The sequence below is a fragment of the Chryseobacterium tructae genome (assembly GCF_030409875.1).
Taxonomy (GTDB): Bacteria; Bacteroidota; Bacteroidia; order Flavobacteriales; family Weeksellaceae; genus Chryseobacterium; species Chryseobacterium tructae.
The window spans coordinates 3,524,259-3,549,415 of record NZ_JAUFQR010000001.1 but is presented as its reverse complement, the minus strand read 5'-3'; the positions used below and the strand labels follow the sequence as shown (position 1 = coordinate 3,549,415).

At 35.3% G+C, this 25,157-nt stretch carries 19 protein-coding genes and 3 pseudogenes; 16 read left to right on the top strand and 6 right to left on the bottom strand.

Annotated features, from left to right (window positions below; genetic code table 11):
* Together QWZ06_RS17650 and QWZ06_RS17645 are read right to left on the bottom strand one after the other, a co-directional pair.
* On the bottom strand, positions 1–1,005 hold the full coding sequence (locus tag QWZ06_RS17650; RefSeq protein WP_290300012.1) for a cytochrome d ubiquinol oxidase subunit II: 1,005 nt from the start codon (positions 1,003–1,005) through the stop codon (positions 1–3).
* A gap of 73 nt (positions 1,006–1,078) precedes the next feature.
* Positions 1,079–2,268 (bottom strand): annotated as a pseudogene (locus QWZ06_RS17645) (cytochrome ubiquinol oxidase subunit I).
* 282 nt (positions 2,269–2,550) lie between these two features.
* On the opposite strand from QWZ06_RS17645, the gene QWZ06_RS17640 reads away from it, so the two are divergent.
* The 8 genes from QWZ06_RS17640 to QWZ06_RS17605 all read left to right on the top strand — a co-directional run bounded on the left by QWZ06_RS17640 (position 2,551) and on the right by QWZ06_RS17605 (position 12,489).
* Positions 2,551–3,756 (top strand): hypothetical protein, encoded by a 1,206-nt coding sequence (locus QWZ06_RS17640; protein WP_290300010.1) that lies wholly within the window; start codon positions 2,551–2,553, stop codon positions 3,754–3,756.
* Positions 3,757–3,903: 147 nt separating this feature from the next.
* Positions 3,904–5,838, top strand: a complete 1,935-nt coding sequence (gyrB, locus tag QWZ06_RS17635) for a DNA topoisomerase (ATP-hydrolyzing) subunit B (RefSeq protein ID WP_290300008.1) — start codon at positions 3,904–3,906, stop codon at positions 5,836–5,838.
* 81 nt (positions 5,839–5,919) lie between these two features.
* On the top strand, positions 5,920–6,342 hold the full coding sequence (locus QWZ06_RS17630; RefSeq protein ID WP_290300006.1) for a DUF5684 domain-containing protein: 423 nt from the start codon (positions 5,920–5,922) through the stop codon (positions 6,340–6,342).
* Between the two features lie 494 nt (positions 6,343–6,836).
* Positions 6,837–7,571 (top strand): DUF3857 domain-containing protein, encoded by a 735-nt coding sequence (locus tag QWZ06_RS17625; RefSeq protein ID WP_290300005.1) that lies wholly within the window; start codon positions 6,837–6,839, stop codon positions 7,569–7,571.
* A gap of 83 nt (positions 7,572–7,654) precedes the next feature.
* Positions 7,655–8,728: a DUF3858 domain-containing protein gene (locus QWZ06_RS17620; RefSeq protein ID WP_290300003.1), complete on the top strand. Its 1,074-nt coding sequence runs from the start codon at positions 7,655–7,657 to the stop codon at positions 8,726–8,728.
* Positions 8,729–8,731: 3 nt separating this feature from the next.
* The gene (locus tag QWZ06_RS17615; protein ID WP_290300002.1) at positions 8,732–10,663 is read left to right on the top strand and encodes a transglutaminase-like domain-containing protein; all 1,932 of its coding nucleotides are present in this window, start codon (positions 8,732–8,734) and stop codon (positions 10,661–10,663) included.
* A 102-nt stretch (positions 10,664–10,765) separates the two neighbouring features.
* Entirely contained in the window at positions 10,766–11,593 is an 828-nt protein-coding gene (locus QWZ06_RS17610) for an RsiV family protein (protein WP_290300000.1), read from the top strand.
* 44 nt (positions 11,594–11,637) lie between these two features.
* Positions 11,638–12,489, top strand: coding sequence for a diacylglycerol/lipid kinase family protein (locus QWZ06_RS17605; protein WP_290299998.1), 852 nt, complete (start codon positions 11,638–11,640; stop codon positions 12,487–12,489).
* Between the two features lie 138 nt (positions 12,490–12,627).
* On the opposite strand, the gene QWZ06_RS17600 is transcribed toward QWZ06_RS17605, so the two are convergent.
* Positions 12,628–13,908 carry a dicarboxylate/amino acid:cation symporter gene (locus tag QWZ06_RS17600; RefSeq protein ID WP_290299997.1) on the bottom strand — a complete coding sequence of 427 codons (1,281 nt, stop codon included), beginning with the start codon at positions 13,906–13,908 and terminating at the stop codon, positions 12,628–12,630.
* A gap of 187 nt (positions 13,909–14,095) precedes the next feature.
* Positions 14,096–15,784, bottom strand: a complete 1,689-nt coding sequence (gene ggt, locus QWZ06_RS17595; RefSeq protein WP_290299996.1) for a gamma-glutamyltransferase — start codon at positions 15,782–15,784, stop codon at positions 14,096–14,098.
* 322 nt (positions 15,785–16,106) lie between these two features.
* Here ggt and QWZ06_RS17590 point away from each other — a divergent pair, with 322 nt between their 5' ends.
* Together QWZ06_RS17590 and QWZ06_RS17585 are read left to right on the top strand one after the other, a co-directional pair.
* On the top strand, positions 16,107–17,072 hold the full coding sequence (locus QWZ06_RS17590; protein ID WP_290299994.1) for an NAD-dependent epimerase/dehydratase family protein: 966 nt from the start codon (positions 16,107–16,109) through the stop codon (positions 17,070–17,072).
* An 84-nt stretch (positions 17,073–17,156) separates the two neighbouring features.
* Positions 17,157–17,909: a polysaccharide deacetylase family protein gene (locus tag QWZ06_RS17585; protein ID WP_290299991.1), complete on the top strand. Its 753-nt coding sequence runs from the start codon at positions 17,157–17,159 to the stop codon at positions 17,907–17,909.
* A 152-nt stretch (positions 17,910–18,061) separates the two neighbouring features.
* Here the strand turns inward: QWZ06_RS17585 and QWZ06_RS17580 are convergent, their stop codons facing one another.
* Both QWZ06_RS17580 and QWZ06_RS17575 read right to left on the bottom strand, forming a co-directional pair.
* Positions 18,062–19,267 carry a metallophosphoesterase gene (locus tag QWZ06_RS17580; protein ID WP_290299990.1) on the bottom strand — a complete coding sequence of 402 codons (1,206 nt, stop codon included), beginning with the start codon at positions 19,265–19,267 and terminating at the stop codon, positions 18,062–18,064.
* Positions 19,268–19,337: 70 nt separating this feature from the next.
* Positions 19,338–20,404: pseudogene (locus QWZ06_RS17575) on the bottom strand (3-oxoacyl-ACP synthase III family protein).
* A gap of 101 nt (positions 20,405–20,505) precedes the next feature.
* Between QWZ06_RS17575 and QWZ06_RS27955 the strand changes: the two are divergent.
* The 6 genes and pseudogenes from QWZ06_RS27955 (at position 20,506) to rny (ending at position 25,123) form a co-directional block, all read left to right on the top strand.
* A pseudogene (locus QWZ06_RS27955) lies at positions 20,506–21,074 on the top strand (hypothetical protein).
* Between the two features lie 2 nt (positions 21,075–21,076).
* Positions 21,077–21,808 carry a bifunctional demethylmenaquinone methyltransferase/2-methoxy-6-polyprenyl-1,4-benzoquinol methylase UbiE gene (gene ubiE, locus QWZ06_RS17560; protein ID WP_290299987.1) on the top strand — a complete coding sequence of 244 codons (732 nt, stop codon included), beginning with the start codon at positions 21,077–21,079 and terminating at the stop codon, positions 21,806–21,808.
* Between the two features lie 3 nt (positions 21,809–21,811).
* Entirely contained in the window at positions 21,812–22,597 is a 786-nt protein-coding gene (porT, locus tag QWZ06_RS17555) for a type IX secretion/gliding motility protein PorT/SprT (protein WP_160136892.1), read from the top strand.
* Between the two features lie 51 nt (positions 22,598–22,648).
* The gene (locus QWZ06_RS17550) at positions 22,649–23,038 is read left to right on the top strand and encodes a hypothetical protein (protein ID WP_290299980.1); all 390 of its coding nucleotides are present in this window, start codon (positions 22,649–22,651) and stop codon (positions 23,036–23,038) included.
* On the top strand, positions 23,038–23,325 hold the full coding sequence (locus QWZ06_RS17545; protein ID WP_045495179.1) for a cell division protein ZapA: 288 nt from the start codon (positions 23,038–23,040) through the stop codon (positions 23,323–23,325). Before QWZ06_RS17550 ends, QWZ06_RS17545 begins: the two co-directional genes overlap by 1 nt.
* A 232-nt stretch (positions 23,326–23,557) precedes the next feature.
* Entirely contained in the window at positions 23,558–25,123 is a 1,566-nt protein-coding gene (gene rny, locus QWZ06_RS17540; protein ID WP_290299971.1) for a ribonuclease Y, read from the top strand.
* Positions 25,124–25,157: the final 34 nt, after the last annotated feature.

The following is a 25,157-nucleotide window of genomic DNA, read 5'->3' as shown; positions in this document are numbered from 1 at the left end:
TTATTTTCTTAATTTACTGAATGAGGCCATCAGATAAAACAAAAACGGAAGAATAAATAATGAGCCCAGCATTAATGCCCAACCTAAGGCAGAAATAGTTTTAGCCGGTGCCATATGTTCCAAAAGGGAAAGATGTTGTCCGTTACCTAATAAAATGATATTAGGATTATGCTGATACGTAGCTGCCACAAGAATCATCACCATTTGAAAGCCTGCAAGAGCCCTCACCGGAAGTAATTTTTGATTATTCAAAGCTCTTAAAATAAGGAGTAAAGCAACCGTAGCAAAGGCAATTGCCATAATTCCTAAAGGTTTGGAAAATACCCAATTCAAAAGAGGTATATCTGAAAAATAAGCAGTAGCGAATACTAGAACTCCTGTAACGATTACAAAAATCATGGTTTGTTTTGATTTTCTGATCATCAGGAGTAGCTCTTCCTTACCACGTGTTTCTCTTAATGAAAAAATAGAGGCAAGATAAGCACACAAGGCTACCGTAAATAGTCCTACAGAAACTCCAAACCAGTTCAGCCAACTATAAATATACAGATCCGGAAAGGTCGTAGCATCAGGATTGATAGATTGAGAAACTGTTGCAGCTGCAATTAATCCCAAAAAGAATGGGGTCAATAGGCTGGCATAATAGAATATCTGGGTGTATAAAACCTGCCAGTTATCCTTTACCGCATCATAATGCCTAAATGTAAAAGCCGTTCCGCGTGCAATAATTCCTACAAGCATTAATACCAAAGGAATATGAAGATAGGTAGACATTGTAGTATAAATCTCAGGAAAGCCTACAAAAAGGATAACAATCGCGATAATCAGCCACATATGGTTTGCTTCCCAAACAGGAGCAATAGACTCATACATGATCTCATGGGTTTTATGACGGGCTTTTTTATTGGTAAAAAGTTCTACAATACCCGCTCCGAAGTCAGCACCCCCTAAAATAATGTAAAGACAGATGGAAAGCCATAGAAAACCTATAACAATGTAAATCATGATTTTTTGTTTTTATCGTTAAACTGTGGGTCTGTTGGGTCATAAAGTTTAGGTACCATTTGTACTTGTCTTCTTAAAGAAACACCAGAATCAATGATAAAGATATAAATATAGCAGTGAAGAAGTAGAATGAATATTGTATTCCAGGCATTGGAGTTACCGCATCTATCGTTCTCATGACTCCATAAATAATCCACGGTTGTCTTCCTACTTCTGTAACTGTCCATCCTGCTTCCAAAGCAATATACCCGAAAGGAGTAGCAATTAAGAATGTTTTTAATAACCAGTTTTTAGTCAGCCATTCCTTTTTAAAGAAGAAAGCATAAAGGTATATAGTTCCAATACAAATCATTATAACTCCAAAGAAGATCATGATCTGAAAGGCATAATGGGTGACGGCTATCGGAGGCCATTCATCCTTTGGAAAATCCTTAAGTCCTTTTACTTCAGCATTGAAGTCATTGCTAACAAGAAAACTGAGTACCTTCGGAATTTTAATGGCATATTTGATCTCCTCTTTGTCTTCATCAGGAATTCCCCCGATCACAAAGGCAGCTCCTTTTTCTGTTTCAAAGTGAGCTTCCATAGCTGCTAATTTAATAGGTTGCCGCTCTGCAACAGATTTTGCTGCCACATCACCACTCAAAGGAGCTCCAAAGGCTCCAATAAGAGCAAAGCCTACCGCAATTCTGAATGCTTTCGTATGAAATTCCACATTCTTTTTTCGCATAATTAAAAAGGCGTGCACTCCAGCTACTGCAAATCCTGTAGCACAAAAAGCGGCAACAGTCATATGGAGCGCCTGCGGAAACCATGCATCATTGAACATGGCTTTGATTGGGTCTATATTAAGGTATTGTCCGTTTATATAATCGAAACCGGTAGGAGAATTCATCCAGGCATTGGCAGCTACCACCAGAATACCTGATGCTAGCCCGCTAAGTCCTACAAGAAACCACAGAACCAATGAAACCACTTATTAAATTTATCCCAGCCATATAAGAAGAACCCAATGGCTATAGCTTCAATAAAGAAAGCGGTACCCTCTAATGAAAAAGGCATTCCAAAGATAGGGCCTGCATGTTTCATAAATCCAGGCCATAAAAGACCCAATTCAAAGGAAAGCATCGTTCCTGAAACAGCTCCGGTAGCAAATAAGATAGCAACCCCTTTGCTCCAGGCTTTCGTAAGCCCTTTATATACTTCATTATTGGTTTTTAGGTACTTCCAATGGGCAAAAGCCATTAAGAAAGGCATTACCATTCCCACACAGGAGAATATGATATGGAAGCCCAGAGAAAGCGCCATCTGGGCGCGGGCAGCAATAAAATCATCCATAATATCAACTTTTCAGTAAATAAATTTACGCATAAATTATTGATGTTGAGTATGATTTAAAACAGTTGATATTTCAACAATACATTTTAATTTTGAATCTTTTATTGGTTAGTGATTCCTTATGTTTTTGCTGAGAAAACTCTACATTATTTAACTTTCATACTTCGAAAAAAATAGCGATACTTGCAAGAATTTTGATTAAATAATATGACCAGGAAATCAACCATGAGATTTTTATATAAAGGAATTTTTACAGCCTTCTTTTTATTTTATTCATTTTCTTCTGCTCAGTACAGAAATGGATTGAAGGGAATCTATATGCCCCAGGGAGAACAAATCAACCTTCCGGCAGAATATAATTTTTTTATTGATGAAGGAAGAAGAGTTGCTGGTGAAATATATTACCAGAATCTTCAGCGATCCAGTGGAAGAGATAGTAGTTTTAATTCTCTTGAACTGATCTTTTTTGAAAATAGAAAATATGATTTCCTGAATACGGGATTTGTATTTGTTCCACAGATGAACAGCCAACTGATGGGAAAGAATATTTCCACAGTTCCGGTTCGAAATAATAATACATGGAAAATGGCTTTTGGAACGGTAGACTTTGCAACCTATAATCCGCGAAATAATGTTACCAATTTTCTGTACATGGTTATTTATCTGAATATGACGAATGAACAGGTTCTTGCTCATTTTTTAAATATGATGGATCTGCCTGCAAACAGTAAGATTTCAAAATATGTTCAGTTAATCAGGGATATTAACAAGGTAAATAAAATTAATATTGAAGAAAAGGTTGATGAATTTACACCAGGACTGTTAACAAGATTATGTAAAGATATCAATAGTCAAACATCAGGTAATGAATGTACCCTTGCACTTTATAAGGCTTATATTGAGGATAAAGATGAAAATGTAACTAGAAAGAATATTGATCGTTTTTTCAGATCATTGGGAAATATATCTTTGCAGAATCTGACCAATGATTACGTTCTTCCAAGAGGAGATTTGAATGTGATGGAAAAAGACATAAAACTGCTGCTCCCTCATGAATTTTTTTATGCAAATAATAAGAACGATCAATCTGATATCTCTTTTTTTATAGAAAAGATCGAGCAGAATTTAACCTACGATTTTGATAAGAAAACTTATATTCTCATATTTAAAATAACCCCTCATTTTGACAGTATGTCTTCAGACTTTAAATTTTTAGGAGAATATTATGATATGATTAAAGGAAAAGATCAGATAGGAGATATAGAAGTGAAAAAAAACGAAATTAATTATTTTGAATTTTTTCTTTATCCAGATAAAATGGAGGTACAGGTACATCTGACCAAAAAGGAAAATAGATTCAGTAGTGGTTATAAATTGAAAAATATATTTAAAATTAAAAAGAACAACTCCTAGATTTGAATAGAAATTAAAAAAGCAGATATCATCTGCTTTTTTTTTGTTTTTAACTCCTCTTTTTTTGACACTTTTTAACTTTCATACCTCGAAAAAAATCACGATATTTGTAAGTCTTTGCATATAGCAGGATTTTTAATATTTAATATGAGTCAAAAACAATATACAGCTAGTAGTATTCAGGCATTGGAAGGAATGGAGCACGTACGTATGCGTCCTTCAATGTACATTGGTGATGTGGGATTAAGAGGTCTTCATCATTTGGTTTATGAAGTAGTAGATAACTCTATCGATGAGGCATTGGCAGGATACTGCGACACAATCTTCGTTGCGATTAAAGAAGGAAACGGAATCGAGGTTAGCGATAACGGTAGAGGTATTCCTGTTGACTTCCACGAAAAAGAACAAAAATCTGCTCTTGAAGTTGTAATGACGAAAATTGGAGCCGGAGGTAAGTTTGATAAAGATTCTTACAAGGTTTCAGGAGGTCTTCACGGAGTAGGGGTATCTTGTGTGAATGCTCTTTCTAATGAAATGATCACTACGGTTTACAGAGACGGTAATGTTTATCAACAGATATATTCAAAAGGAAAAGCTCAGACAGGAGTTGAAGAAATTGGAAATAGTGATAAAAGAGGAACTAAGCAGTTTTTCCAGCCGGATGATACTATTTTTACAGAACTGGTTTATAACTATGATACATTAGCAACCCGTTTAAGAGAGCTTTCTTACCTTAATAAAGGGATTACGATTACCCTTACAGATGAAAGAGAGAAATTAGAAGACGGTGCTTTCAAGTCGGAAATTTTCCATTCTGAAGGAGGTTTAAAGGAATTTGTTGCTTATATCGATGGAAACCGTGAATCTATTATGGAACACGTGATTTTCATGGAAGGAGAAAGAGATAATATTCCGGTAGAAGTAGCAATGCGTTACAATACTTCTTTCAACGAAAATCTTCACTCGTATGTAAATAACATCAATACTCATGAAGGAGGTACTCACCTAGCTGGTTTCAGAAGAGCTTTAACGAGAACTTTAAAGAAATATGCAGATGAATTGGGACTTCCGGCAAAAGAAAAAGTAGAAATTACAGGAGATGACTTCCGTGAAGGATTAACCGCTGTAATTTCTGTAAAAGTAATGGAACCTCAGTTTGAAGGACAGACCAAAACGAAATTAGGAAATTCTGAAGTTTCTGGTGCTGTAGATAAAATTGTAGGGGAGATGCTTACTAACTTTTTGGAAGAGAACCCTAATGAAGCTAAAACTATTGTTCAAAAAGTAGTTCTCGCTGCAAAAGCAAGACAGGCAGCAAAAAAAGCCCGTGAAATGGTTCAGAGAAAATCTCCGATGGGAGGATCTGGACTTCCTGGAAAACTATCTGACTGTTCATCTAAAGATCCAGCTGAATCTGAAATCTTCCTTGTGGAGGGAGATTCCGCAGGTGGAACAGCAAAACAAGGACGTGACAGACACTTCCAGGCTATTCTTCCACTAAGAGGTAAGATTTTGAACGTAGAAAAATCGATGCTTCATAAAGTATATGATAATGAAGAAATCAGAAATATCTATACTGCTCTTGGAGTTTCTGTAGGAACTGAAGAAGATAGCAAGGCCTTGAATATGGTTAAGCTAAGATACCATAAGGTCGTTATTATGACCGATGCCGATATTGATGGATCTCACATTTCTACCCTAATTCTTACTTTCTTCTTCAGATATATGAAGGAACTTATTGAGAATGGATATATTTATATTGCTCAGCCACCTTTATACCTATTAAAGAAAGGAAACAAAAAAGTATATGCTTACAACGAGAAAGAACGTGAAGAATTCACTTTAGAAATGTCTCCGGACGGAAAAGGTGTTGAAGTACAGCGTTATAAAGGTCTTGGAGAAATGAATCCTGAGCAGCTTTGGGAAACAACCCTTAATCCTGAACACAGAATTCTGAAGCAGGTGACTATTGACAATGCTGTAGAAGCAGATAGTGTTTTCTCAATGTTGATGGGAGATGAGGTTCCACCAAGAAGAGAATTTATCGAGAAAAATGCGAAGTATGCAAAAATTGATGCATAAACGTTTTTAAAATATCAAAAAAAAGCTTCTAATTATTTAGAAGCTTTTTTTATATTTGAAGAAACCAAAAAAAATAATAATATGTTAACTCTTTTACAAACAGACCCCTACAATGGGGTAGATGCGGCTTCCAGTGCAGCCGCTGCAGGATTAGGGATTGGATCAATGTTCATGAGTTTACTTGTGTATCTATTCTATGGATATTGTATGTTCAAGATCTTTAAAAAAGCAGGTCGGGAAGATGCCTGGGCAGCTTTTGTCCCTATTTATAATGCTGTTGTCATGCTGGATATTGTGAAAAAACCTATATGGTGGATCATTTTATTCTTAATTCCATTTGTAAATCTGTTTGCTGCGTGGGTAGTTAATGACAGATTAGCTAAAGGTTTTGCAAAAGAAACTCCATTGTATACTATTCTGTTATTTTTCTTAGGGTTTATTTTTATTCCTGTATTAGGACTTGGAAGTGATACTTATGATAGTAAAAGAATTCCAAATGATTAGAAAATGAAAAAAATAAAGGCTTCAGAAATGAAGTCTTTTTTATTGGGATTATCTGTAGAATTTATTGTACTCTTTTGTGTAATTAATTCTACAGACTTTGAATTATACTAATTACAATTTATCCTAATTTTGGGAATGCAGACAATATGAAGTTTACCATTTCATATTTGAAATATTTTAATTTTAAATGATTGAAAAGGAATATACATTCAACCCGTCATTTTTGTTTGTATAGAAAAACCCTTTGATTATTTACAACCTTATTTAAGGTAGATTTAGGATAGTGCTTTTTTAAGTATTAGCTGAGGCTCCACATGGTGGGGCTTCTTGTTTTCACTAATATATCAAAAATATAATATTAAATTCTTTGAAATAGTAATTTACTATTTATTTTTTTTATTAAAAAAGGCTGAATATATTGGATGTTGCAATTTTTTTTAAGTTATTTTTAACAGTTATTAAGATTTTATTATTTTTGTCTAATTTTAATAACCATGATGAAAATATTCTTTCTTGGGGCATTGTCTACAGCCTCATTATATTTTGCCCAAAGCTATCCGGCTTCTTCAATCCCAGAAAATTTAAAGAAAAATGCTAACGTTGTTATCAGAAAAGATCTTACAACGGTTCAGATCAATAAAATTGATGAAATAAAGTATCAATATACTACAGTAACCACCGTTTTAAATAAAGATGGTGATGAAAAAGCGACTGCTTATATTCCTTATGATAAAACAACCAGTATTTCCGATATAAAAGTTACCATCTATGATGAATCCGGAAAGAAAATTAAAAGTTATTCTAAATCGGATTTTAGCGATTTTGCAAATAATACACAAGGAGTGTTTTATTCTGATAATAGAGTAATGATATTTTCATATACTCCTGTTCAATATCCTTATACCATTGATTTTTCTTATCAGTCTCAAGGTAAAAATACTATTTTCATCCCTGATTTTGTACCCTTTTACTCTACCAATACCTCTTTGGAGGAAGCAGAAATGAAGGTTATTAATACCTCAGGAATTGATCTTCGAACCAAAATTTATCCATCAAAATATAACTACGCTTCAGCAACGGAGAGTAGTAATGGGAATGAAAAAAAATATTCTTATAAAAATGTTCCTGCCATAGATGATGCATTATTGATTCCGGAGCCTGTTAAAATATTGCCTAAGGTAAGTTTTGCTCTTACCAAGTTCAATCTGGCAGGAAACAAGGAACTTTAAATAACTGGACAGATTTTGGAACGTGGTATTATAACAATCTTATTGACCCTGTAGCCGTATCTACCCCTACCATTAAATCCGAAGTGGCAGCTCTACAACTTCAGGGCTCTGTAGAAGAAAAGGTAAAGAAGATTTATCAGTATATGCAAGCCAAAACCAGATATATATATGTGGGATTGGGGATTGGAGGCTGGCTTCCTATGATGCCGGATGAAGTGCATAAAAAAGGATATGGAGACTGTAAAGGTCTTACCAATTATATGAAAACCCTATTGAATGAAGCGGGAATTCCTTCTTACTACTGTGTGATCAACTCAGGAGGTTCACAGGTTTCCTTTGATCCGGACTTTCCGAAAATGGGCGGAAACCATGCTATTTTAATGGTGCCTACAGAAAACGGAAATATTTGGCTTGAAAATACATCACAGCAGACTGCATTCAATCATTTAAGTTATAGTACTACAGATAGAAATGTACTTTCTATAAAGAAAAATGGGATTGAATTGATTAATACACCAATTTATTCAGCAGATCAGAATAAAGAAAAACAAAAACTGAAAATAAAAATAGGAGAAGATAACAGCATATCAGGAGAAGGAAATTTCTTCTATACAGGAAATCAATATGATTATAATTTAGGATTTGGCAGCCTTAACCCCAAAGAAAAAAATGATGCATTGAAAAAAAGATTTGATGTATTAAACTTTGAAAAAGTGGAAATGAAAAACTTTGTCAATGACAAAGATAAAGCTGTTATTACCTATGATATAGACTTTAAAACTAATAATTATTGTAAAAATGCAGGAAGCAGTCTCATATTCAGAGCCGTTCCTATTTTCTCAGATAATGTTTATAAAACAGAAGAAAACCGTGAGCTGCCTTTTGAGATCAGACAATCTTATGAAGATGATTATGAGATCAACTTTACGATTCCTAAAGGTTATAAGACTGATGAGACCCCTGATGATACCAATATTAATTCTGAATTTGGTCATTATAAATTGAGCTTTGTTAAAAATGGCGAGGAAATAAAGGTCATTAGAAAGATCCAGATCAATAAAGGAACCTACTCAAAAGAGAAATACAATGATTATGTAGGCTTCAGAAAGAAAATAATAAACATGGATAACTCAAAAATTTTAATCACAAAAATATAAACGATGAAGAAAATAATATTGCTGATTATTTGTTCAGCAAACATAATGGTCGTTCAAGCTCAAAAGCATGAGTTTTTGAATCCGCCCAAATTCTCTGATGCAGATCTTTCAAAAGCAAAGTCATTATTAGATGAAAATGCTCCGGCAGAGATCTTATATAAATCAGTACATTTTATGATCGATAACTCTACAGGAAATTTGCATAAAAAATATTTTTATAGAGTAAAAGTGTATGATAAAGACAAAGCAGAAGATTGGTTAAATCTTGAAGTTCCTCTGTATCAGTCGGGATCAGATAAAGAGCTGTTGGGAAAATTCAAAGCCTTTACCTATAATTTAGAGAATGGTGCTACCGTTCCTGTAAAAGTGGAAAAAAGTTCGCAATATAAAAGTAAGGAAAGTAAATACATAAACTTAACCAAATTTGCTTTTCCCAATGTGAAAAACGGATCTGTATTAGAATATCAGTATGAGATTATCTCACCTTATTTATTCAATATCCCAGAATTTTTAATTGAATCGGATACACCCTCTCTTTATACAGAATATGTTTTAGATGCTCCCATTAATATTTCTTATAACATAAACTATACAGGAGCTTTGATTCCTAAGCACAGAGTAATAGAAGAACAGTCTATTTTTGGTGCCCAATACAAAACGTATAGATTTGCATACGAGAATGTAAAAGGCTTCAAACCAGAAAAATTTGTAAGAAATGACAGAAATTACAGAACAAAGGTAAGTGCAGAACTTCATTCCACCAATTTTAAAGAATTCAAACTTTATTCCTCTTCTTGGGATCAGATCAGTAAAAGACTTTATGAAAATGAATATTTTGGAGATGAATTAAAGAAAACAAAACTGGCAAAGGATAATATGCCTGCAGGCGTACTCAACATGAGAACTGACCTTGAAAAAGCCAATGCTCTATTTTCATATGTCCAAAAAACATTCACCTGGAACAAAGATAAGGGAATCTATACTGATGATGGAATTAAAAAACTATTGGAGACCAAAGTAGGGAATGCTGCAGAAATTAATCTGTATCTGACTATGCTTTTCCGTGAAGCTGGCCTTCAGGCAGATCCAATGGTTATTTCTACAGTAGGACATGGGATCATCAATCTTGTCTCACCCAATGTTTCTAATATGGATTTTGTGCTTGCATCAGTGAATATGGGCGGACAGTATCGTATATATGATGCTACTTCAAAACAGTCTTCCATAGATGAGCTTCCTTTAAGAGATTGGAATCAATACGGGATTTTATTAACTAAGACCAAAGCTCTACAAATTCAGATGGAAAATAGGAAAGAGAGCAACACATTCCTCACAATTGATGCAAAGTTGAATGACGATGGCACGATTTCAGGATCTTATTCAGATAAAGATACTGGAGCTTTTGCGATGTATGTGAAAGATAGTTACGATGAGAACCCCGAAAAATATAAAAAGCAATATAAAGAGAATTTCTCTATAGACTTTACAGGAATTGATTCAAAAGTATTGGAAAACGGAGAATTTGAAAGCACTATGAAATTTTCATCATCCAATTTAATAGACAAAGTAGGAAAAAAATTAATCATCAATCCAATGTTGTTTTTAAATAAAGTATCCAATGAATTCGATCAGACGGAGGACAGAAGGTATCCTATTGATTTTGGTGCCCCTACCATGAAAGTGAAAAAAGTAATTCTTGAACTTCCGGAAGGATATGTCATTGAAGAAATGCCAAAAAATAAAAAGATCAGGACAGATGATAAAGAGATAGAATTCAGTTATGCTGTTGAACAAAAAGGAAATAAACTGGAACTAACATCTTACACAAAAGTGGCCAGTGCAGATTATCCTAAAGAATATTATCCGGCTTTCAAACAAATTTGGGGAGTCGCTTCTAAGCAACAAAATCAGGTAATCAGCCTTGTAAAGAAATAAAAATAAGGAGTTTGTAAGAGTTATTTTAACTTTTTTGAATAAATTTTTTAAAACCATTCATCTTTTGAATGGTTTTTGTATTAAATACCAAAAATTAAAATTATGAAAAATACAATTGCCGTTCTTGCACTTTCTTCGTTCTTTGTTTTTACTGCTTGTAAGAAAGATAAAACGGCAGAAATACCAACCGATAAAACGGAAAATAAAAGTTCTGAAGAATTTGTAGTTGATTCAGTAATAGTAAAAGATTCTACAAAAATAGCAGATTCTTTAAAGCTTACTTATACTTCTAAGTTATTGGTATTTCCTACTATAAAAGATAAAAGTCTTTTAGACAGCATCTATTTTCAGAATGATAAAATAAAGGATTTTTCTAAAACAGGACTCCAAACGTATGTGGAAGGTGAAAAAAATAATTATTTTAATTCTATAAAAAAAGACAGCAAAGATTGGGCTTCAGATATTACTTATGGCCAGGATTGGTATTCAAGTTCCCATATGAACCTTGTATCCAATACCAATGGGTATCTGCATATTCAGTATACAGGAAGCGGATATGAAGGCGGAGCACATGATAATTATGGGTTCTCAGAAAGGATATTTGACCTGAAGAACAATAAAAAATTAGAATTAAAAGATATTACTTCCACGCCAAAGGCTAAACTTGAAGCCATGTTGATGAGAAACATCAATAATATCAACAGCGGAACAATGGATGGAGACGGAAGTGTGAAAAATTCAGAAATGTTGTTGGTGGAAAAGATTCCAGCTTCAGACAACTTCTATTTTGATGACAAAAATCTATATTTTCACTATAGCCCATATGAAATTGCAGCATTTGCAGCTGGAGATATCACGATTCCTATTTCATGGGAGGAGTTGAAAGGGACATTAAATGCAGAATTTAAAGAAAGAATGAAAATTAAATAACTTAATGCTTCCGGGTTCAGGAAGCATTTTCTATTTTTGCGGTAATGGAAAAAGTAGCTTTTATTATCAATCCTTTTTCGGCCAAAAAGAATTATCAGCCGTTTTTGAACGAACTTAAAAATAAGGTAGGTAATCCTTTGTATTACGTCTCTGAATCTATTCCGGGAACAGACGAATTTATCAAAAAACATTTTGATGAAGTAGATGTTTTTGTGGCTATTGGCGGGGATGGAACAATTTCTACCGTAGCAAAAAATCTGATTTCTACAGATAAAATTCTGGCTATTTTTCCGGCAGGTTCGGGGAATGGATTTTCCAATGAAACCCGTTTCAGTAAGAATTTGGATGAACTTTTAGAGAAAATAAAAGCCAAGCAGTCCAGAAAGATTGATACTTTTACTGTTAACGACAGGCTTTCCATCAACGTTTCAGGAACAGGGTTTGATGGGAAAGTGGTCAAAGAATTTGAAAAAACCAGCCGCGGCTTCAAAAATTATATCAAAGTTTCCCTGAAAACATTCTTTAACTATAGACCGATCAAGGTTACTTTCTTTGAAGAGGAATATAAACAGTACAACGGAAGGTATCTGATGCTGAATATTGCCAATACCCGTCAGTTCGGAAATAACGCCTATATTGCACCCAAAGCAAGCAAAAGTGACGGATTGGTAGATATGGTTTTGGTTAAAAAATTTCCTTTAACTTATTCTGCATTATTTGCTTTCAGAATGTTTACCAAGAGGCTAAAAGATGATGAATATGTTACTTACCTTCCTGTTTCAGAGATTTCATTTAAAGTAAATACCAAAAACTGGCATCTTGATGGGGAATTCAATAAAATAGAATCCCCTGTCCATGTGAAAGTACAGCCTGCAAGTTTGAATATTTTGGTTTAAATTTTCAAAGTTGTTGGTTTTGCAGCCCTTTCATTATTCACTTACGAGATAAAATTGACTATTGAGATTCACTGTCCAAACAATACATGAGGATCTCTTTCGTCTCTTATCTCTTCGTCTACTCTCTCTTATCTAAAATCAGCCTTCCAGCTCTTTTTCAACCTCCTGAGGATTATCCAAGCAATATTGTAGTTGTTCCTTGTCCAGTTGTTTTTCCCAATTTGCTACCACAACAGTAGCTACAGAGTTCCCTATAACATTTGTTAAGGCACGGCATTCACTCATAAATTTATCAATACCAAGAATTAAGGTCATTCCGGCTATGGGAATTTCCGGCACAACAGCTAATGTTGCAGCTAATGTTACAAAACCTGCACCGGTAACTCCAGCTGCACCTTTTGAACTGAGCATAGCTACCAAAAGAAGCATCAGTTGCTTTTCGATGGAAAGGGGAATATTGAGTGCCTGGGCAATAAACAGTGAAGCAAGCGTCATATAAATATTAGTTCCGTCGAGATTAAAAGAATAGCCAGTAGGAACTACGAGACCTACTATGGTTCGTGAACAACCTGCTTTTTCCATTTTCTCCATAATTCCCGGAAGCGCAGATTCCGAAGAGCTTGTTCCCAAAACCAAAAGAAGCTCTTCTTTAAGGTAAAATAACAGTTTGAAAATGTTAAATCCATTGTACCATGCCACTGCTCCTAACACCAAAACAACAAAAAGGAAAGAGGTGATATAGAAGGTGGCCACCAGAAATAGAAGATTCAGGACAGAATGAATACCGTATTTTCCTATAGTAAATGCCATGGCTCCGAAAGCACCTACTGGAGCAAGCTTCATCAGAATATGAACAATCTTGAAAATGGGAGCAGAAAGATCCTGAAGAAAATCAGTTACTTTCTGGCTTTTTTCTTTTGTTAAAACCAATGCAACACCCATTAAAATAGCAACAAGAAGTACCTGAAGAATATTATCTCCTACCAAAGGACTGAAAAGTGTTTCAGGAATAATATTCATAATAAAGCGTGTAAGGGTAGACTCATGAGCCTTCTCCTGGTATTCTGAGACATTTCCGGTAAGAGTTGCAGGGTCAATGTTTAATCCATGTCCGGGTTGTAATAGATTCCCGATTACCAGACCAATGATAAGGGCTAGGGTAGAGAAGGTGAAGAAATAAATCATTGCTTTTATAGCAATTCTTCCCACTTTTTTAAGGTCAGTCATATGAGCAATCCCCAGAGTAAGTGTAATGAAGATTACCGGAGCGATGATCATTTTTACCAGTTTGATAAAGCCATCTCCCAAAGGTTTCATTTTTTCTCCCAGTTCAGGATAGAAGTTTCCCAGTAAAATTCCCGCACTTATGGCGATAATTACCTGAAAATAGAGCTGATTGTATATTTTTTTTGCTTTCAATGAACAGTCGTTTTGTTTTTTTAAGGGCGAAAATTAAGAAATTTCATCTAAAAAACTGATAAAAGTCATGGAAATTAATCTGTTGTTTTAAGTTGAGATATCAAAAAGCTTCGGCTTCATTCCACAGATAATCTCGTCTGTAAGGAATGAAGCCGAAGCTATATAGGTTATATTAGGGAGAATATTATTATTCCACAGCTACAGAATCATCTCCACGACCATCTGCTACAGCGTGAATGTTGCCGTTTTCGTCAAGAACAATTACTTCTGTCTTTCCAATTTGTTTTACCTTTTCAAAGGTGTAATTTTTCTTTTTCAGTTCAGTAATGGTGCTTTCCGGGAAGTTATTTTCTACTTTTATGGTTTCCGGAAGCCACTGATGATGGAACTTAGGAGCATTCACTGCAATATTAGCATTGAGCTTAAAATCAACTACATTGACAATGGATTGGTATACGGAAGTGGGAATAGTAGTTCCTCCCGGAGTTCCTACGACCATATAAGGTTTTCCATTTTTAAGCAAAATTGTAGGCGTCATAGAAGAAAGCATCCTTTTATTTGGCTGAATAGAGTTGGCTTCTCCACCTACCGCTCCAAACATATTGGGAACGCCAGGCTTAATAGAGAAATCATCCATTTCATTATTCAAAAAGAAACCGGCTCCTGAAACCAATACCTTACTTCCATAATATCCGTTCAGAGTAGTGGTTACTGAAGCAGCGTTGCCATCCTTGTCAAGAACAGAGATATGAGTGGTTTGAGTAGATTCTTTAGGTTGTTCTATGATTTTTCCGACTTCAGCACTTGGAGTTGCTTTATCAAAACTGAAGCTCTTCCATCTGCCTTTTAAGTATTCGTCCGAAATCAGGTAAGGTGTCTTATCCTGAATGAAATCCGGATCTCCCATATATTCAGCCCTGTCTGCAAAAGCTCTTCTTTCTGCTTCCGTCATGATCTGAACAGCTTGTGTTGAGTTTTGCTGGTATTTTTCAAGATTTTCAAAGCTAGCCATTCTCAACATCTGGGCAAGAAGTAATCCGCCGCTTGAAGGCAAAGGCATTGAAACGACATTATTGCCTTTGTAGTCAAATTCTAAAGCTTTTCTTTCAGCAACTTTATACTTTTTAAGGTCATCTAATGTAATAATCCCATTACCTTTTTTCATTTCGGCAATCAAAAGGTCAGCTGTTTTTCCTTCATAAAAACCCTTAGCTCCCAGTTTTTGGATCAATCTTAAAGTTTCAGCCAAGTCTTTTTGAATCAAAAGATCACCGGCTTTCCATAGGTTGTCTTTTACAAAAATGATGGCTGATGTATTATGTTTCTTAAAATGCTCTCTATTATTATTCAGCATATCTGCTTCCTGCTCGGTAATAGCAAACCCTTGTTCTGCCAGATCAATAGCAGGCTGGATAATCTTTTCCATAGGAAGTTTACAGTGTTTCAAGGTCGCAAAAAAACCAGCTATACTTCCTGGAATACCTACTGCCAGACGTCCGTTCTGAGATAGATCAGTGTTTGCTTTTCCGTTTTTATCCAGATACATATCTCTGGAAGCTTTTTTGGGAGCTGTTTCCCTGTAGTCCAGAGTGAATTTTTCACCATTATTTTTTACCCCCACCAAGAATCCACCACCACCGATGTTTCCTGCCTGAGGATATACTACTGCCAGTGCATATTGAGTAGCGGTAATCGCATCATAGGCATTTCCTCCCATTCTCAGGATTTTTGCTCCTGCTTCACTTGCCAATGGATGGGCAGAGACCACTACACCTTTATTCTTAACCTTTACCTCTTTTACAATATTGATATCTGTAAACTGAGCCCAGCTAAGCTGGCTGGCTAATATAATCGAAGCCATTAAGATCTTCTTCATATTGATTGTTTTTCTTATAACAAAAATATGGAAATTACATCAATAACCTGAGCTTGGAGCGAGGAAAATAGGATAGAGAGAATAGGGAGAAGGAAGAGGGAATCTGGGAGTTTCTATTGGTCTTGTAACTTGTATAAGTTTGTTTTTTTAGTATTTAAGGGCTTTAATAACTTCCAGCTTCCAGTTTCAGGTTTCCTGCAATAATCAAAATTTAGTTTAAAAAAAAATCATGACAACTTGGGAATACATTTTAAATTCACCTTTATTATTATGGTTGACATGTTTTTTTTACTTTTGTACAATTCTAAAAAAAATCTGAAAAATGGAATCCTATACGGAAAGAATACTGATTACAGGTGCTTTGGGACAAATTGGCACCGAGCTTACCAATAGACTTGTTGAAATTCACGGAGCGGAAAATGTTATCGCTTCAGGGCTTGACAGATGGCAGGAGGGAATTACTTCTGCGGGTCATTATGAAAGGATGGATGTTACGAATACTCAATTAGTGAGACAGATCATTAAGGATTATGACATCACTACAGTGTATCACCTTGCATCGCTTTTATCCGGAACCTCGGAAAAGCAACCTATTTTTGCATGGAAACTTAATCTTGAACCTCTCCTTCATTTTTGTGAAATGGCTAAGGAAGGGCTTCTTAAAAAGATCTTCTGGCCGAGTTCTATCGCTGTGTTTGGAAAAGGAATTCCAAAACATGACGTAGGACAGGATGTGGTACTGAATCCAACAACTGTTTACGGAATCTCTAAGATGGCAGGGGAGAAGTGGTGTGAATACTATTTCGATAAACATGGAGTGGATGTAAGAAGTATCAGATATCCTGGATTGATCTCATGGAAGACTCCGGCAGGAGGTGGAACTACTGACTATGCGGTTGAGATTTTCTATAAAGCCATTGAAGAAGGAAAGTATACAAGTTTCATTTCTGAGAACACAGGAATGCCAATGTTGTATATGGATGATGCCATCAATGCAACGCTGAAATTAATGGATGCTCCGAAGGAAAGTTTAACGGTTCGTTCATCTTATAACTTAGGCGGAATGTCATTTACTCCAAAAGAATTGGCAGAGGAAATTACCAAAGAAATCCCAAATTTTAAGATTGATTATAACCCGGATTTCAGACAGGCAATTGCTGATTCATGGCCGGCTTCAATTGATGATTCTGTAGCTAAAAAAGATTGGGGATTGTCTTACGATTTCGGAATTTCTGAAATGTCTAAAGATATGATCAAGAATCTTAAAGTAAAATTAGCTAAGGATTAATAATGTAAAGTTATACTTTAATTAAGTATTGCTTTAACGATTGATTTTTAATTTATTATAAACTTTATCTAAAATTTAATTTAAATGATATTGTTGACTTTTAACATTGCGAATATTGAGGCCGAAGTAAAAAGAGGTTCTCAGATTACCGATGGAGATAGGTTGAAAATAACAGAAGAGAATACAAAAGCGATTCTCAGAATTTTAGATATTCATGATACAAAAGCAAGTTTTTTTGTGGAGGTTTCTCTTGCTGAAAAACTGCAAAATCTTATCAAAGCAATTTCATCCCAAGGGCATGAAATTGCTTTTTATAATAAAGGTTCAAATCTGGAAGAAATTGAAAATGCCAAAAAGGATATTCAGGATCTTTTGGGAAAACAGATCCGAGGCATTCGTCAGAAAGATGTAAAAATTCCGCAAGAAAATCTAAAGCTTTTGGAATTCAATTATGTCTCCAATATCGATAATGCCAATATCCTTTTTCCATTCAAACGTCTGAAAAGAGATACTGAAATTACAGAAGAAGATGGACTGAGTATTGTGCCGGAAAGTATCTCTCCTTACAGTCAATTACCTTACAATGATTTTGTATTCCAGATTCTGCCGATGAAGTATTATCAGAATATGGTGTTGGAAACATTACAGAATGAAGAGTTCGTTCTGGTGTATCTCAATATCTGGCAATTCACAGATTTCAATAAATACCGTTTTGATATCCCATTTTATAGAAGCTTATTTTCGGGTAAAAAAATGGAGGATAAACTGGAAGACTTTCTTTCCTTCATTAATGAAAAAGAAATGGCCACTTCCCGAATGAAAGATTATATATTTTAGTATTTTTCAGATTATATTAAATAAAAAAAGCACTTGATTCAAAAACACGTATTGAGTTGTTTGCTCAAAAGTATCTTTAAATCAAATGCTGTTGTTTTTATAAAAAAATCAAACAATATGAGGTCAGAAATGTGCCTGAACCTCACTCCTTATTAACTTAATTCAAAAAGCGTAATCTCAGGTAATACCCCAACTCTTCCCGGATATCCCAATACTCCGAATCCTCTGTTAACATAAAGTAATTTCCCTTCGCTTTCATAAAGATCTGCCCATTTTGGATAACGATATTGAACAGGTGACCACTTTATGTTCTTAAGATCCAGACCGAATTGCATCCCGTGAGTATGTCCTGAAAGGGTTAGGTGGATATCTTTAGGGTGTTTTTTTACCACATAATCAAAGTGAGTGGGGTCATGGCTCATTAAGATCTTTGTAGCGGAATCAGGTACTCCTTTTAAAGCATCATCAATTTTTCCAAATTGAGGGAATGGTTTTAGTCCCCAGTTTTCAACCCCGAGAATGTATAATTTTTCTCCATTCTTTTCAATGATTCTGTGTTCATTTCTCAACATATCAAATCCGGCTTGCTTTTCGTAATCGATCAAGGTATCCAGGTTTGCTTTCTTGGCTGCTGGAGAATCCCAGGTTACATAATCTCCGTAATCATGATTTCCTAACACGGCAAGTTTGCCATCTTTCGCTTTAATTTTTGAAAATAAAGGAATGAAAGGCTTGAACTCATCTGCTACGTTATTCACCATATCTCCGGTGAATAAAACCAGATCGGGTTTTTGTTCGTTGATCAGATCAACAGCATGCTGTAATTTACTTGGATCAGCAAAGCTTCCGCTATGAACATCAGAGATTTGAATGATTTTGTACCCTTTAAAGCTTTTCGGAAGGTTAGAGAACTTTACTTTGACTTTTCTTACCTTATGACGGTATTTACCAAAGGTAATTCCATCAATGAATAGGGCAGAAAGTACACCGCTCATTCCTAACCCGACAAGACTCAGAAACTTTCGCCTTTCCGGGAAGAAATTCTCAGCAGGTTTTGCAAAGCCTATCAGGTATCCTCCGATTCTGATAAGGTCATCAATCAATAAGAATAAAACAATAAATATTTTTGGAAGTATGAATACCAGAAATAGAGAGATCATGATCTGGGCTCTCATTGTACTTCGGTCTGATCTCTGATAATGGGTGACTTCGTAAGCGAATATCCCATATATGATTAAAGAGATTACCCAATAGCTGGTTCTTATCCAGAAATTATCGGTCAGTGTTCGGACAGCCTGATAAATGTAAACTTCCAGAAATAGGAAGATTCCGGCAATGATTAAAAAATTCTTTTGCATATTCTGATTCAAAAAAAGCACAAAAGAAGACTTCCTTTGTGCTTTTTTATATTTTTAATTAAAATTATTTTTAAGGAAATCTGTAAACGATAGCATTAATGTTCATTCCGGCACCTACCGAAGTCATTACAATGTTACCATTCTCTTTAAACGATTGACCCTCCATTTTTCCTTTAATTATTAAATCATACATGGTAGGGATAGTCGCAACAGACGTATTTCCAAGGTCTTGGATGGTCATAGGAGAGATCGCGTGATCATATTCTTTCACGTCGTAAAGTCTGTGAAGTCTTTCAATCATCGCATAGTCCATTTTAGCATTCGCCTGATGGATAAGGATTTATCAATGTCTTCAATAGAAAGACCAGCGTCTGTAATAGTGTCTTTGATCGCTACAGGAACATTTTTAAGTGCGTATTCGTAGATTTTTCTACCCAACATTCTCACATAAAGACGTTTTTGATCTACTTCTTTGTTGATAGAAGGTTGGTTTTCAAGGTAATTTAACTCAGGGCCGTTATCACAGATGGTGTTGTGAGCAATGATTCCTACATTTTCTTCATCTGTAGCTTTTACCACTACAGCACCGGCACCATCAGCAAAGATCATTCTGTTTCTGTCATAGGGATCAGTGACACGGCTTAATGTCTCAGCTCCAATGATAAGAATGGTTTTGGCAACTTTAGCCTTAATCAGGTTGTCCGCTAAAATCATACCTTCTACCCATCCCGGGCATCCGAAAATCATGTCATACGTTACACATTTTCTGTTTTTAATCCCCAGTTTATTCTTCACTCTTGCCGCCATTGTTGGCATGAAGTCTGCGTAGCCGTTCTCAGTAACTTCCCCGAAATTACTAGCGTAAATAATATAATCCAGTTCTTCACCGTCTACTTTTGCATCCTCAAGGGCAATTTTTGCGGCTTTATAACCGATCTGTGAATTGGAAAGATCATCCTCAATGAATCTCCTGTTTTCGATTTCTGTAATTTCTACAAACTTCGCAATGGTCTCTTCCACAGGCTTTTCAATCTTTACTCCGTCTTCAGTGTAGAACTCGGAATTCATGAAGTAATCTCTACCAATAACTCTGTTCGGGATGTAAGATCCAGAGCCAATAATGATCGTATTCGGCATTCGTTTAAATGATTTTTTTAAAGATGCAAAGTTAATAATTAATATTAATAACAGAGAATTAAAAATATTATTAAATTTGCAAAAATTGTACTTTACAATCTATGAAAAACAACCCATCCTTAAAAGGCTTACTTATTGCAGGTGTGGCGTTTATCGTTGCCTTTGGGATCTACTTCCTTTTTTTAGCCAAGAAGAATTATTATGTGGTAGATAATCCTACCCCGAACACGTATTACTTTAAAATCAACAATGGTTCTGAAGGAGTTATATCAGCGGGGCAGTATGTGCATGTGGATTTGAATAAGGGAAAAACTCTATTCAGGTTTTCGATCAGAATAAAAAAATGCTTTACGATTCTGCATTTGAAGTGAACAAACTTCGAGGTCTGCTCAACATTGCTCATCAGGATTACTACGTGAATGACCAGTACTACGGGTATAACCTTAAAAAAGATTCGTTATTGACAGCGCTTGACAAGACTGTGATTGACGGAAAGGATTACTACGGAGGAGCAAAGCGTTTCAATAAGCTTTACACAGAAGATTTTTACTACAACGTAGATGAAGATTATGACAAAGTGATCAAGAATGTCCAGCAAGTGGAATCGAGATCAAAGGTTTTCAGAAAGCAGGATTACCTAAATTATTATAAAGAATATTACAAGTTTTAAGTTTGACAAAAGATATCACTAAAGTTACTCCCTACAATTCTGAGGCTACAAAGAAGAGCCAGGTAGAGGATATGTTCGACAATATTGCGCCGAAATATGACCTTTTGAACCGTGTTTTATCCATGAAAATTGATATTTTATGGAGAAATAAATTGGTAAAATGGATGAAAAATGATAACCCGCAAGAAGTGCTGGATGTGGCTACAGGAACGGGAGATCTGGCAATTACCATTGAAAAAGGAACCGGTTCAAAAGTAGTTGGTTTAGATTTATCACAACAAATGCTCAATGTTGGCGTTATTAAAATAAAAAAACTTAAATTAGACGGCAAAATTTCCATGCAAAAAGGAGATGCAGAAAATTTACCTTTCGAGGACAATAGATTTGATGCTGTTTCCGTTGCATTTGGAGTAAGGAATTTTGAAAACCTACCCAAAGGTTTGGCAGAGTTAAGAAGAGTAGTGAAAGATAACAAGAGTGTTTATATACTGGAGTTTTCAAAGGTTGAGGGTTTCATGGGGCCATTTTATATGTTTTATTTCAAAAATATATTACCTGCTATAGGTAAACTGGTTTCCAAAGATAATAGGGCGTATACATACCTTCCGGATTCTGTAAATGCTTTTCCTTTCGGGGAGAAGATGAAGCAAATTCTTTTAGATACGGGATTTAAGAAAGTTGAATATAAAAAATTAAGTTTGGGTATAGCCACAATTTATAAAGCAACAAAGTAACCTATGAATAAATTTCTATTAAAAGCACTGGTTTTAACCTCAGTAAATGTTGCCGTTTTTGCAAACGCGCAATTTAGAACCCGAAACAGAATGGATAAGCTGGAAGATTTCGACGAGCAGAAATTCAGTTGGGGTTTTTATTTGAACGGGAATAAACTAGACTACCGAATCGTACTCAATTCCACTTATGGAATGGAAAATAATCAAAATCTCGTGACCAGTACCAAAGAAAGCTATAGCTTCGGTGCCGGGCTTATCGCAAAATGGAGATTGAATGATTATTTGGATGTAAGAGTAGAGCCGGGGTTACAGTTTGCGCAAAGACAGTTGACTTTTAATACTCAAGCTAATGATAGATTTCAAGGTGGAACTACCACCAATCCTATTTTTACGCCGATTCCTTTACAGGAAAAAGATAAAGTAAGAGACATTAAATCTACATTGGTTGATATTCCGGTACTTTTGGAACTTCATGGACGAAGATGGTATAATTCAAGACCTTATGTTGCGGCAGGGGTGAATTATATTGTAAATCTTCAGTCTAATTCTAGTTCTACAGATGATAACATGCAGCAAATCTTCAGATCCACTACCCACAACTTTGCGTGGTCTGCAGAAATGGGAATTCAATTTTATTTCAATAAATTTAAGCTGACTCCTGCCATCAGAGGAACATTCTTCATGAACAATGAGAAAGTGGCTGATAATGCGACTACGCCTCCTTATTGGGCTTCTGCTATCTCTACATTACAAACCAGAGCGGTGATGTTTGTACTGAAATTCGAATAAGAAATTATCATATTAAAATATTCAGGAGGTGCTTTTGCATCTCCTTTTTTGTTGGGAAATCAAAATATAGGACTATTTATTTTTGTTAGTGTTAATATTTTTTTATTTTTGCTTCTAGTTAGAATATACAAACCTGAAATGCTTCAAGATTTAGAAAACAATTTTTCAGAATTAGAGAGAAAAATTTTGGCTCTGCAAAAAAATTACAGAAATCTTACTGAAAAGTTATCAGAATTAAGTAGTGAGCATGAAGAGCTGAAGATAAAATATGATGAGGAGAGAAGAAGAAATCAGGTATTAGCAGAAGAACAAAAAAATATAAAACTTTATTCAGCAATATCAGGAAATCCTGAACATAATAGATTAATGAAAAACCACATCAACAGATTGGTGAAAGAAATTGATTTCTGTATTGCTCAGCTTCAAAACAGTGGATTATAATGGAGGTAAGGAGAATAACCGTCAACATTGCAGGAAGAGTGTATCCGCTGAACGTACCGGCGGCAGAGGAAGAGACTTTGCGTAAGGTAGGGAAGCAGATCGAGAATATGATTAAAGATTTTGAACAGAACTTCGATGTAAGAGATAAACAAGATGCTTTAGCAATGTGTGCCCTAAAATTAGGAACCAATGCAGAAGTAGTTTCTCTTAACTACGAAAAAAATATTAATTCAACCAACGAAAGATTACAACAGATCAATCAATCGTTGAATGAAATCGGGAAATAGATTTTTTTTCCTGAACAAACTGCCTACAATAATTCTAACACATTAAAGGTAAACTCAACGCTAAACAATTACCGAACAAATGTCCTCTGAATGGCGTGCCGGTCTTCCGGATTACAGACAGTGGAAATCAGTTCAAATCGTGTTGATTAGGAGTTTACTCTCAATCTCTGGATTATTGTAGGCTTTTTTTATTTTTAAAGGATATGAATACAATTAAAACTCAATATACATTATGATAGAAGTTATAGTCGGTGTTGTATGTTTAGTAATCGGAGCTGCCGTGGGAATAATGTTCTCAAAAAGCTCTCTGAATACTAAGGCAAAATTCATTATAGATGATGCCAAGAAAAACGCCGAAAACCTTATAGAAAAAGCTAACGTACAAGCTGAATCCATAAAGAAAGAAAAGAACTTACAAGCTAAAGAAAAGTTTCTTGAATTGAAATCTCAGCATGACTCAGATATTCAGGCTCGTGAAAGAAAAATGCAGGAAGCTGAAAAAAGAACGAAGGATAAGGAGCATAAAGTGACTGACGAACTTAGCAAGACCGCAAAACTAGAAAAAGACTTAGACAGACAGATTGCAGATTATGCTAAAAAGAATGAAATTTTAGACAAAAAACAGCATGAATTAGATACAGCTACTGCTAAAAAAGTAGAAGTACTTGAAAAAATCTCTAATTACACCGCTGATGAAGCTAAAGCAGAATTGGTAGAAACCATGAAGGCAGAAGCGAAAACAAGAGCACAGGCACACGTTCAGAGCATTATGGAAGAAGCTCAGATGAACGCTAAGAATGAAGCTAGAAAAATTGTTATCCAAACAATTCAGAGAATCGGAACAGAACAGGCTATCGAGAACTCAGTATCAGTATTCAACATTGAATCTGACGAGGTAAAAGGTAGAATCATTGGTAGAGAAGGTAGAAACATCCGTGCTTTAGAAGCGGTAACAGGGGTTGAAATTATTGTAGATGACACTCCGGAGGCTATTCTTCTTTCTTGCTTTGATCCGGTAAGAAGAGAAATTGCAAGACTATCACTTCACAGATTGGTAACTGACGGTAGAATTCACCCGGCAAGAATCGAAGAAGTGGTAGAAAAAACAAGAAAACAAATTGAAGAGGAAATCATTGAAGTAGGTAAGAGAACGATCATCGATTTAGGAATCCACGGATTACACCCTGAATTGATCAAAATCGTAGGGAGAATGAAATACCGTTCTTCTTACGGACAGAACTTACTACAGCACTCAAGAGAAGTAGCTAACATCGCTGCAACTATGGCTGCTGAATTAGGATTAAACGTTAAGTTAGCTAAAAGAGCAGGTCTATTACACGATATTGGTAAAGTTCCTGAGCAGGAATCAGAATTACCACACGCGTTATTAGGAATGCAATGGGCTGAGAAATACGGTGAAAACCCAGAGGTTGTAAACGCAATCGGTGCTCACCACGACGAAATTGAAATGAAGTCTCTATTATCTCCGATCATTCAGGTAGCTGATGCGATTTCAGGAGCAAGACCAGGAGCAAGAAGACAAGTATTGGAATCTTACATCCAAAGACTGAAGGATCTTGAATCTGCAGCATTAAGCTTTGATGGAGTATCAAGTGCTTATGCAATCCAGGCAGGTAGAGAATTAAGAGTAATGGTAGAAAGTGGAAAAGTAAACGACGAAGTTGCTTCTCAACTGTCTTATGATATCTCAGAAAAAATTCAGAATGAACTTACTTACCCTGGACAGGTGAAAGTAACTGTAATCAGAGAAACAAGAGCCGTGAATATTGCAAGATAATAATCGGAATAAGATATTTTATAAAAACCTTTCA